The sequence below is a fragment of the Paracoccus sigandri genome, assembly GCF_003709565.1.
GTDB lineage: Bacteria > Pseudomonadota > Alphaproteobacteria > Rhodobacterales > Rhodobacteraceae > Paracoccus > Paracoccus siganidrum.
The window spans coordinates 86,054-96,604 of record NZ_QNRC01000016.1; the positions used below are offsets into that span (position 1 = coordinate 86,054).

The following is a 10,551-nucleotide window of genomic DNA, read 5'->3' on the forward strand; positions in this document are numbered from 1 at the left end:
CAGCCCCATGACCGCGCTGCCGGCGCTGCCGCCCGAGGCGCCGCTGGACATGCCCGAGCAGGATTTCCGCGCGCGGCCCAGCAAGGCCTGGCCGTCGCGCTGGGAATCGCCGGCGACCTGGCTGGCGCGGCTGATCGCCTTCGGCGGCACGGCGGCGGCGGCCTGGATCGGCTTCCAGCAGATGCTGATCACCTTCGGCGACAAGCCGACGCCGATGCAGATCGCGCTTCTGGTGCTGTTCGTGCCGACCTTCGCCTGGGTGGGCTTCTCCTTCTTCGCCACGCTGGCCGGGCTGCTGGCGCCGCGCCACCGCACGCCCGAGGTGCCGGGCGAGGCGAAGCTGGTCGTCCTGATGCCGGTCTATCACGAGGACGCCTCGGCCTCGCTGGGGCTGCTGACGGCGCTGGCGCGCGAACTGGCGGCCGAGGGCATGGCTGACCGGGCCGAGATCTTCGTGCTGTCCGACAGCCGCGACCCCGCCGTGGCCGTGGCCGAGACCCAGGCCGTCGCGGCCGCGCGCGCGCAGTCGCCGCTGCCGATCTGGTACCGGCGGCGCCAGGACAACATCGACCGCAAGACCGGCAACATCTCGGAATTCATCCGCCGCTGGGGCGGGCGCTATGACCAGATGGTGGTGCTGGACGCCGACAGCGTCATGAGCGGCGCCACGATCCGCGAGCTGTCCGCGCGGATGGAGGCCGACCCGGAACTGGCGCTGATCCAGACCATGCCGATGCTGGTCGGCGGCGAGACGATCTTCGCCCGGCTGACGCAGTTCGCGGGCCGCGTCTATGGCCCGATGATCGCCCGCGGCGTCGCCGCCTGGTCGGGCAATACCGGCAATTTCTGGGGCCATAACGCGATCATCCGGGTGCGCGCCTTCGCCGAAAGCTGCGGCCTGCCCCGCCTGCCCGGCAAGCCGCCCTTCGGCGGCACCATCCTCAGCCACGATTTCGTCGAGGCCGCCGCGCTCTGCCGCTGCGGCTGGAAGGTGCGGCTGGACCACGACCTGCGCGGCAGCTTCGAAGGCTGCCCGCCGACGCTTCTGGACATGGCCGCGCGCGAGCGGCGTTGGGCGCAGGGCAACCTGCAGCATATCCGCCTGATGGGGATGCGCGGGATGCGCGGCGTCAGCCGGGCGCATTTCATCATCGGCATCATGGGCTTTGTCATGAGCCCGATCTGGCTGGCACTGATCCTGGTCGGCCTGGTGCTGTCAGCCACGGTGCTGCTGTCCACGCCGGAATATTTCCCCAATGCCTACCAGTTGTTCCCGACCTGGCCGGTCTTCGATTCGCGGCGGATGCTGTGGCTGTTCGCCGCCGCCATGGGCCTTCTGCTGCTGCCCAAGCTGATCGGCACGCTGCGCGCCTGGTGGCGGCCCCTGGCGCGCAATTCCGGCGGGCGGGCGCGGATCTTCGCCTCGGCCCTGTTCGAGATCCTGCTGTCGGCGCTGATCGCGCCGGTGCAGATGCTGACCCAGACCCGCCAGATCTACGAGATCCTGCGCGGCCATGACAGCGGCTGGCAGGCGCAGGTGCGCGCCGGGTCCATGCCGGGCTGGGCCGTGGTCCTCAGCCGCCACTGGGTGCATGTGGCGCTGGGGCTGGGCACGCTGGCGGTGCTGGCCAATTTCTCGCCCTGGCAGCTGGTCTGGCTGTCGCCGATCCTGGCCGGGCTGATCCTGTCGCCCTTCACCTCGCGCTTCTCGGCCAGCCCGGTCTTCGGGCGGTGGGCGCGGATGCGCGGGCTGCTGGTCACGCCCGAGGAGCGGATGCCGCCCCCCGTCATGGCCGAGGCCACCGCCATCGCCCGCAGCCTGCCCCGCCCCGCCCGCGACGCGGGGACGCTGGCGCGGCTGGGCCAGGACCCGCAGATGCTGGCGCGGCACGTCTCGATGCTGCCCGCGCCCCAGGACCGCCCCGCGGCCGAGCGGCTGGACCAGATCACCGCGGCGGCCAAGATCGCCAATGCCGCCAGCCAGGCCGAGGCGCTGAGCTTTCTCGACAAGGCCGAGACCGACGCGCTGGTCTCGGACCCCGCGCTGCTGCGGCAATGGAGCGCCCTTCCCCGATGAAACGCCTTGTCGCACTGGACATGCTGCGCGGCTACGCGCTGGTCTGCATCATGATCGACCATATGCCGATCTCGCCGCTGCGCCGCTTCACGCTGGCGAATTTCTCGATCTTCGACGCGGCCGAACTGTTCGTGCTGCTGTCGGGCTTCCTGGTCGGGCTGGTCTGGCTGTCGGTCGAGCGGACCGAGGGGATGCGCGCCGCGCAATGGCGCTTTGCCCGCCGCGCCTTCGAGGTCTGGCGCGCGCTGGTCATCGGCGGGGTCATCATGGCGCTGCTGTCGGCATGGCTGTTCGCCGTCGACATGAAGCACACCGCCATCTGGTTCCAGTATTCGGTCTGGGTGATGGAGAACCCGCTGGGTTACCTGGGCGTGCTGGCGACCATGTGGCTGCAGCCGAACCTTCTGGACGTGCTGGCGGTCTATGTGGTGCTGCTGGCGCTGGTGCCGCTGCTGGTGCCGCTGTTGCGGCGCTGGCCGCTGAGCTTCGCGGCGGGATCGCTGGTCCTGTGGTGGTTCGCGCCGATCCTGAACGGGCTGGTTCCCAACCACCGCGCCACGGGCGGGCTGCTGTTCAACCCCTTCGGCTGGCAGCTGCTGTTCTTCTCGGGCGTGGCGATGGGGCTGTTTCGCAAGGAATTCATGCCGCTGCTGCTGCGCCACGCGCGGCTGCTGACGATCCTGTCGATCGGCATGTTCGTCTTCGGCGCCACCATCGTCATCGCCTCGCGCTTCGGCGATGCCGCCCTGCCGCTGCGCCGGGCGTTGAAGGTCGTCTATGGCGGCAAGATCGACAAGTGGAACCTGGACGGCACCCGCTACCTGGCGATCATGGCCGCCAGCTGGCTGGTCGCAGTGCCGCTGGCCGACATCATGGAGCGGCTTGCAAACAGTCGCCTGGGTGTCGCGCTGCAGCAGATCGGCCGGGGCGGGCTGTGGTCCTTCGTCATCTGCGTGCTGCTGTCGATCCTGGGCGACGCCTTCCAGATGAACCCGCCGGGACAGGATGCCTGGCAGCGGCTGATGGCCGATATCTGGACCATGGTGGCGCTGTGGTGGGCCGCGGCGATGTGGCTGGCCTATGGCGCGCCGCGCCAGAAAGCCGCGCGAGAGGCCCGCGCCGCGCGCCGGGCCGCGAAACAGGCCGCAAAGCGGGGATGAGCGGCGCCAAACTCCTGCGTGACAGTGTCGCGACGGTCGCTTATGACGGCGATACGGTCGCTTTCATGCCGCGGATCCCGGCTTTTTCGTTGCCCATGCGTCAACTTCGCGCTAGGAACCGCGTCTCAAGGCTGAACCGTCCCGTTCGCACCTGCCAGGCCGCGCCGGGATTCCCGCTAGGCATCGCGACCCCGAGGAGACCGCATTGCTTGACCTGACGGCCATCCGAACCGAGCTTCACGACCATTACGACCTTGCCCCCTCGCTGGAGCTGGCCGAGAGCATGTCCGACATCCATGCCCGCATGGACCGGGTGATGCCGCTGCCCGACTGGGCGATCCATGCGCCCTATGTCGCCGCGATCAACCGGCTGAAGAAGGAACGCGGCGCCGTCGTGCTGGCCCATAACTACATGACGCCGCAGATCTATCACGGCATCGCGGACGTGGTCGGCGACAGCCTGCAGCTGGCGATCGAGGCGACGCGGGTCGAAGCCGAGGTGATCGTGCAATGCGGCGTGCATTTCATGGCCGAGACCTCGAAGATCCTGAACCCCGCGAAGACCGTGCTGATGCCCGACATGGAGGCCGGCTGTTCCCTGGCTGAAAGCATCACCGCCGAGGGCATCGCCGAGATGCGCGCCCGCTATCCCGGCGCGCCGGTGGTCAGCTATGTCAACACCACCGCCGAGGTGAAGGCGGCCTCGGACATCTGCTGCACCTCGTCGAATGCCGCCCAGATCGTCGCCGCGATGCAGGGCGACACGGTCATCATGACGCCCGACAAGTGGCTGGCGCAGAATGTCGCCGCGCAGGTGCCGCAGAAGCGCATCGTCTGGTGGGACGGCGCCTGCATCGTGCATGAGCAGTTCACCCCGCAGGACCTGCGCGACTTCCGGTCCTGGCATCCCGACCTGAAGATCATCGCCCATCCCGAATGCCCGCCCGATGTCGTGGCCGAGGCCGATTTCGCCGGCTCGACCGCCCATATCATCGACTGGGTGCATCGCGAGAAGCCGGCACAGGCGATGCTGGTCACGGAATGCTCGATGGCCTCGAACATCTCGGACCAGCTGCCCGAGGTCGAGTTCCTGGGCCCCTGCAACATGTGCCCCTTCATGAAGAAGATCACCCTGGAAAAGGTGCTGTGGTCGCTGCACAGCATGAGCGGCGCGGTCGAGGTCGATCCCGCCATCGCCGCGCCCGCCCGGCGGGCGGTTGAGCGCATGATCGACCTGTCGCGCCGCCTGGCGGCCTGAGACCGGCCGATGCAGGGGATCGCCACGGGCCGGATCGTGATCGTCGGCGCGGGCCTCGGCGCGCTCTATGCCGCCCTGATGCTGGCGCCGCGCCCGGTGCTGATGATCTCGCCCGAGCCGCTGGGTCAGGGGGCCAGCTCGGCCTGGGCGCAGGGCGGGGTGGCGGCGGCGATGGATCCCGCCGACAGCGCCGATGCCCATGCCGCTGATACCCTGCGCGCGGGCGCGGGCACGGTCGATCCCGACATCGCCCGCATGGTCACGGCCGAGGCGCGCGCCCATATCCTGAAGCTGACCGGGCTTGGCACGCCCTTCGACCGGGCGGCCGATGGCGGCTATGTGCTGTCGCGCGAGGCCGCCCACAGCTTCGCCCGCGTGGTGCGGGTCAAGGGCGACCAGGCCGGGGCCGAGATCATGCGCGCGCTGGTCGCGGCCACGCGCGCGGCAGCCTCGGTGCAGGTGGCCGAGGGCTGGCTGGCGACCGGGCTGGCCCATGACACCGGGCGCGTCACCGGGGTCGAGGTGGCGCGGGCCGAGGGCTCGGCCGCGCTGCGGATAACGGCCCCGGCGGTGCTGCTGGCAGGCGGCGGCTCGGGCGGGCTTTACGCGCTGACCACCAACCCGCCGCGCATCCGGGGGCAGGCGGTCGGCATGGCCGCGCGCGCCGGGGCGGTGATCGCGGATGCCGAATTCGTCCAGTTCCACCCCACCGCCATCGATTGCGGCGCCGATCCCGCGCCGCTGGCGACCGAGGCGCTGCGTGGCGAAGGCGCGCAGCTGGTCAACCGGCTGGGCCAGCGCTTCATGGCCGATCTGCATCCCGATGCCGAACTGGCGCCGCGCGACGTCGTGGCCCGCGCGATCTATGCCCAGACGCAGGCCGGTCTGCGCCCGATGCTGGACACCCGCGCCGCGCTGGGGCCGCGCATCCTGGCCGATTTCCCGGCGGTGGCGCAGGCCTGCGCGCTGGCCGGCATCGACCCGGTGACGCAGCCGATCCCGGTCGCCGCCGCGGCGCATTACCACATGGGCGGCGTCGCCACCGATGCGGACGGGCGCAGCAGCCTTGCCGGGCTGTGGGCCTGCGGCGAGGTCGCCTCGACCGGGCTGCACGGCGCGAACCGGCTGGCCTCGAACGGGCTTCTGGAGGCGCTGGTCTATGCCCGCCGCGCGGCCCTGTCCATCGCCGGGGAACTGTGCGCCATCCCGGATGCCGCCCCCGTCGCCCTGCCCGATCCGCCCCCCGCCGCGGGCCCCGATCCGGCGCTGGTCGCGCGGCTGCGCCGGGCGATGACCGAAGGCGCGGGCGTGATCCGCGATGCCCCTGGGCTCAGCCGCTGCCTTGCCCGCATCGCCGCGATCGAGGCCGCCCAGCCCGATTGCCCGGCGCTGCTGAACATGACCGCCACCGCGACGCTGATCGCCGCGGCCGCGCTGATGCGGCGCGAAAGCCGCGGCGCGCATTGCCGCAGCGACTTCCCCGAAACGCTGCCGCAGGCGCGGCGGTCGCGGCTGACCCTGGCCGAGGCGCTGGCCCTGCGCCCCGCCCCCGAACCGGAGACGACATGACCGCCCTGCCCCCCCTGCCCGACCTGATCCTGGAACCGCTGGTCCGCGCCGCCCTGGCCGAGGATCTGGGCACATCCGGCGACATCACCACCCGCACGGTGATCCCGGCGGGCACCCGCTACGGCGCGCGGATCGTCGCGCGCGAGGCGGGCGTGGCCTCGGGGATGCAGCTTGCCGCCATCGCCTTCCGGCTGGTCGATCCGGCGCTGGCGCTGCGCATCCTCTGCCCGGACGGACAGGCTTTCGCGGCCGGCGACACGCTGGCCGAGGTCGAGGGCTGCGCGGCCGCGATCCTGTCGGCGGAGCGGGTGGCGCTGAACTTCGCCGGCCGCCTGTCCGGCATCGCCACCATGACCGCCGCCTTCGTGGCCGAAACGCGGGGCACGCAGGCCCGCATCACCTGCACCCGCAAGACCACCCCCGGCCTGCGGCTGGTCGAGAAGCAGGCCGTCCGCCATGGCGGCGGCTTCAGCCACCGCTTCGGCCTGTCGGACGCGATCCTGATCAAGGACAACCACATCGCCGCCGCCGGCGGCATCCGCCCGGTGCTGCGCGCCTGCAAGGCCCATGCCTCGCACATGATGCGCGTCGAGATCGAGGTGGACCGGCTGGACCAGCTGGCCGAGGTGCTGGAGGAAGGCGGCGCCGATGTCGTGCTGCTGGACAACATGGACGCCGCCACGCTGCGCGAGGCGGTGGCGATGACCGGGGGGCGGCTGGTCCTGGAAGCCTCGGGCAACATGCGGCTGGAGCGGATCGCCGAGGTCGCCGCGACCGGGGTCGACTACATCTCGGTCGGGGCGCTGACCCATTCGGCGCGCACGCTGGACCTGGGCCTGGATTTCTGAGGCCGGCTTCGCCCCGGCCCAGCCAGGGGCGGCCCGGACCGGGCTGTTTGCGCTTTACATTTGCTTTCGCATCGGTCAGCAGATGCTGCAATTTCTGGCATGATGGGAAGATCAGATGAGCATGAAAGTTACCCTGTTCGGCATGGCCGCCCTTGCCTTCGCCGGCGCCGCCCAGGCGCAGACCGAGGTGAAGATCGGCTATGCCCTGCCCGAGAATTCGCATTACGGCGCCGGCGCGCTGACATGGGCCGAGGTGACCGAGGCCGAGACCGACGGCGCCTTCAGCTTCGTCCATTACGGCTCCTCGGGCCTGGGCGGCGAACGCGAGGTGCTGGAGGGGCTGCAGCTGGGCACGGTCGAGGCGACCATCGTCTCCTCGGGCACGCTGTCGAATTTCGTCCCCGAGGCGGGCGTCTTCGACATCCCCTTCCTGTTTCGCGATTTCGACCATGCCCGCGCCACGCTGGACGGCCCGATCGGCCAGGAGATGCTGGCGAAATTCGAGGACCAGGGCATGGTCGCGCTGGCCTGGGGCGAACAGGGCTTCCGCCACATCACCAACAACCGCAACCCGGTGGCCGAGGCCGGCGACCTGGCCGGGCTGAAGCTGCGCACCATGGAGAACCCGGTCCATATCGAGGCCTTCAAGACGCTCGGCGCCGCCCCCACGCCGATGGCCTGGCCCGAGGTGGTCTCGGCGCTGCAGCAGGGCACCATCGACGGGCAGGAAAACCCGCTGTCGGTGATCGTCTCGGCCAAGCTCAATGAGGTGCAGAAATACCTGACGCTGTCGGGCCATGTCTATGCGCCCAACGTGCTGATGGTGTCGAAGATCTTCTGGGACGGCCTGTCCGAGGACGAGCAGGAAGCCTTCCGCAAGGGCGCCGTCGAAGGGGGCCTCGCGATGCGGGCCTTCGTGGACGAGGCCGAGGCCTCGGGCGCGCAGGCGATGGCCGATGGCGGCATGGAAGTGAACGAGCTGGACCTGGACCAGAAGGCCGCCCTGCAGGAGGCCCTGGCCCCGGCCTATGAGGATTATGCCCGCATGTTCGGCGCCGAACTGATCGAAGAGATCGGCAAGGTCGAGTAATCCCCGCCGGTGCAGATTGCCGGGGCGCCCTCTGACGGTGTGCGCCCCGGCCGAAGGAGCCCGTCATGGCCGAGAGAATATTCATCGCGGTGAACCGCTGGGTGCTGGTGCTTCTGCTGGCGGCGATGTGCTGCATCGTCTTCGCCAATGTCGTGCTGCGCTACCTGACCAACGACTCGATCGTCTGGGCCGAGGAGGTCGCGCGCTATCTGATGATCTGGATGACCTTCCTCAGCGCCGGGCTGGCCTTGCGGGCGGGGATGCTGGTCTCGGTCAGCCAGGTCCACGGCCGCCTGCCGGCGGCCCCGCGCCGCATCGCGCGGCTGCTGATCCTGGCCGTGCTGCTGGTCTTCTTCGGGTGGATGGTCTTCGCGGGCTGGGAATACCTGTCGCGCATGGGCCGCCAGCTGACCCCGGCCACGCGGATCCCGTTCAGCTATATCTATTACGCCATGCCGGTCGGCTTCGGCCTGCTGCTGATCCACACGCTGCTGCTTGCCCGGCGCTTCCTGGCCGAGGGCCATTTCGACCACGCGACCGAGGCCGACGTGGCCGCCGTCAAGGGCTGAGGGACGATCATGGCCATCTCGCTTTTCGCGATCTTCGCGATCCTTCTGGTCGTCGGGATGCCGGTGGCCTTCGCCATCGCCATTTCCGCCTTCGGCGCGGTGATGATCCAGGGGCGCTACCCCTCGATCGTCGTGGTGAAGGAGATGTTCACCGGCCTCGACAGCTTCCCGCTGATGGCCGTGCCCTTCTTCGTGCTGGCGGCCGAGATCATGACCGGCGGCGCCATGACGCTGATCCTGCTGCGCTTCGCCGCGCAGTTCTTCGGGCGGATGCGCGGCGGGCTGGGCTATGCCAATGTCTTCTCCTCGACGCTGTTCGCGGGGGTTTCCGGCTCGGCGCTGGCCGATGCGGCGGGGCCCGGCGCGATGATGATCCGCATGATGGAGAAGGAGGGCTACGACAAGTCCTATGCCTCGGCGCTGACCGCCTCGGCCGCGATCGTGGGTCCGATCATCCCGCCATCGATCACCATGATCATCTATGCCATGCAGGATGAACGCGTCTCGGTCGGCGGGCTGTTCATGGCCGGGATCCTGCCGGGGCTGCTGATCTCGTGCTGCTTCGCGGGCGCGAATTACATCATGAGCCGCAGGCGCAACTATCGCGCCGCGGCCGACCGGCCGGCGCTGGGGCAGATGCTGAGAAACAGCATCGCCGCCCTGCCCGCGCTGATGCTGATCGTGCTGATCGTCGGCGGCATCCGCGGCGGCATCTTCACGCCAACCGAGGCCTCGGTCGTCGCGGTCTTCTACGCGCTGTTCTGCGGCATGTTCGTCTATCGCAGCCTGAAGCTGTCGGCGCTGCCGTCGATCCTGGCGACGGCGGCGATCACCTCGGGGGCGATCCTTCTGATCCTGGCCGCCGCGCGCGCCTTCGCCTGGGTGCTGATCATCGAGCGCGTGCCGCAATCGGTGGCGCAATACATCGTCGCGCTGGAACTGTCGCCGATCGTCTTCCTGCTGGCGGTGAACCTGCTGCTGCTGGTCTTCGGCCTGTTCATGGACCCGCTGCCCGGCGTGATGATCCTGGTGCCGATCCTGGCGCCCATCGCCCATTCGCTGGGGATCGACCCGATCCATTTCGCCATCATCGTGATCGTCAACCTGACGATGGGGCTGGTCACGCCGCCCGTGGGCAGCCTGCTCTTCGTGGTCTCCTCGGTGGTGAAGATCCCTGTCACCTCGATCCTGCGCGAGATGCCGATCTTCTTCCTGGCCAATATCGCGATCCTGATGATCCTGACCTTCGTTCCCGCCATCTCGACCTGGCTGCCGCGGGTCAGCGGCTTCTAGGGCGCCGCGCCGAACCGCCGCCGGGAGCCGTCCCGGCGGCTTCCTTCCAGGGCTGCCCGCGTCAGTGATTCATCCTGTTTCTGATGAGTTCGTCGACGACTTCGGGTTCTGCGAGGGTTGATGTGTCTCCGAGGCTGTCGAAGTCGTTCTCGGCGATCTTGCGCAGGATGCGGCGCATGATCTTGCCGGAACGGGTCTTCGGCATGCCCGGCGCCCACTGGATGAGGTCGGGCTTGGCGATCGGGCCGATCTCGGTGCGCACCCATTTCTCCAGCTCGGCGCGCAGATCCTCGGAGGGCTCGACGCCGTTCATCAGCGTCACATAGGCATAGATCCCCTGGCCCTTCAGCGGATGCGGATAGCCCACCACCGCCGCCTCGGCCACCTTGGCATGGGCCACCAGCGCCGATTCCACCTCGGCCGTGCCCATCCGGTGGCCGGAAACGTTGATCACGTCATCGACCCGCCCGGTGATCCAGTAATAACCGTCCTCGTCGCGGCGGCAGCCGTCGCCGGTGAAGTAATAGCCCGGATATTGCTGGAAATAGGCCTCCTCGAAGCGCTGGTGGTCGCCCCACAGCGTGCGCATCTGCCCCGGCCAGCTGTCACTGATGCACAGCACCCCCTCGGCCGGGTCGCCCTCGATCAGCTTCGCCGTCTCGGGCTCCAGCACCGCCGGTTTCACCC

General features: G+C 69.5%; 9 protein-coding genes. 8 read left to right on the forward strand and 1 reads right to left on the reverse strand.

What is annotated here, in order from left to right; genetic code table 11:
- Positions 1 to 7: 7 nt before the first annotated feature.
- The 8 genes from mdoH (at position 8) to C9E82_RS15215 (ending at position 9,864) form a co-directional block, all read left to right on the forward strand.
- A complete protein-coding gene (gene mdoH / locus C9E82_RS15180; RefSeq protein ID WP_240643439.1) occupies positions 8 to 2,077 on the forward strand; it encodes a glucans biosynthesis glucosyltransferase MdoH in 2,070 nt (689 codons plus the stop codon).
- On the forward strand, positions 2,074 to 3,237 hold the full coding sequence (gene opgC / locus C9E82_RS15185) for an OpgC domain-containing protein (protein ID WP_119897026.1): 1,164 nt from the start codon (positions 2,074 to 2,076) through the stop codon (positions 3,235 to 3,237). The genes mdoH and opgC overlap by 4 nt, the downstream gene beginning before the upstream one ends.
- 205 nt (positions 3,238 to 3,442) lie before the next feature.
- On the forward strand, positions 3,443 to 4,495 hold the full coding sequence (gene nadA / locus C9E82_RS15190; RefSeq protein WP_119897025.1) for a quinolinate synthase NadA: 1,053 nt from the start codon (positions 3,443 to 3,445) through the stop codon (positions 4,493 to 4,495).
- Between the two features lie 9 nt (positions 4,496 to 4,504).
- A complete protein-coding gene (locus C9E82_RS15195) occupies positions 4,505 to 6,064 on the forward strand; it encodes an L-aspartate oxidase (RefSeq protein ID WP_122449315.1) in 1,560 nt (519 codons plus the stop codon).
- Positions 6,061 to 6,912, forward strand: coding sequence for a carboxylating nicotinate-nucleotide diphosphorylase (nadC, locus tag C9E82_RS15200; RefSeq protein ID WP_122449316.1), 852 nt, complete (start codon positions 6,061 to 6,063; stop codon positions 6,910 to 6,912). Before C9E82_RS15195 ends, nadC begins: the two co-directional genes overlap by 4 nt.
- 115 nt (positions 6,913 to 7,027) lie before the next feature.
- Positions 7,028 to 8,002 (forward strand): TRAP transporter substrate-binding protein, encoded by a 975-nt coding sequence (locus C9E82_RS15205; RefSeq protein WP_119901133.1) that lies wholly within the window; start codon positions 7,028 to 7,030, stop codon positions 8,000 to 8,002.
- 65 nt (positions 8,003 to 8,067) lie between these two features.
- On the forward strand, positions 8,068 to 8,571 hold the full coding sequence (locus C9E82_RS15210; RefSeq protein ID WP_119901134.1) for a TRAP transporter small permease: 504 nt from the start codon (positions 8,068 to 8,070) through the stop codon (positions 8,569 to 8,571).
- Positions 8,572 to 8,580: 9 nt separating this feature from the next.
- Entirely contained in the window at positions 8,581 to 9,864 is a 1,284-nt protein-coding gene (locus C9E82_RS15215; protein ID WP_119901135.1) for a TRAP transporter large permease, read from the forward strand.
- 61 nt (positions 9,865 to 9,925) lie between these two features.
- Here the strand turns inward: C9E82_RS15215 and C9E82_RS15220 are convergent.
- The coding region (locus C9E82_RS15220; protein ID WP_147393176.1) for an AMP-binding enzyme at positions 9,926 to 10,551 on the reverse strand (626 nt) is incomplete at its 5' end.

Bases quoted from the DNA above. Each gene is read 5' to 3' on its own strand.
- mdoH (WP_240643439.1), top strand. From the start codon at position 8: ATGACCGCGCTGCCGGCGCTGCCGCCCGAGGCGCCGCTGGACATGCCC.
- opgC (WP_119897026.1), top strand. From the start codon at position 2,074: ATGAAACGCCTTGTCGCACTGGACATGCTGCGCGGCTACGCGCTGGTC.
- C9E82_RS15195 (WP_122449315.1), top strand. From the start codon at position 4,505: ATGCAGGGGATCGCCACGGGCCGGATCGTGATCGTCGGCGCGGGCCTC.
- nadC (WP_122449316.1), top strand. From the start codon at position 6,061: ATGACCGCCCTGCCCCCCCTGCCCGACCTGATCCTGGAACCGCTGGTC.
- C9E82_RS15205 (WP_119901133.1), top strand. From the start codon at position 7,028: ATGAGCATGAAAGTTACCCTGTTCGGCATGGCCGCCCTTGCCTTCGCC.
- C9E82_RS15210 (WP_119901134.1), top strand. From the start codon at position 8,068: ATGGCCGAGAGAATATTCATCGCGGTGAACCGCTGGGTGCTGGTGCTT.
- C9E82_RS15215 (WP_119901135.1), top strand. From the start codon at position 8,581: ATGGCCATCTCGCTTTTCGCGATCTTCGCGATCCTTCTGGTCGTCGGG.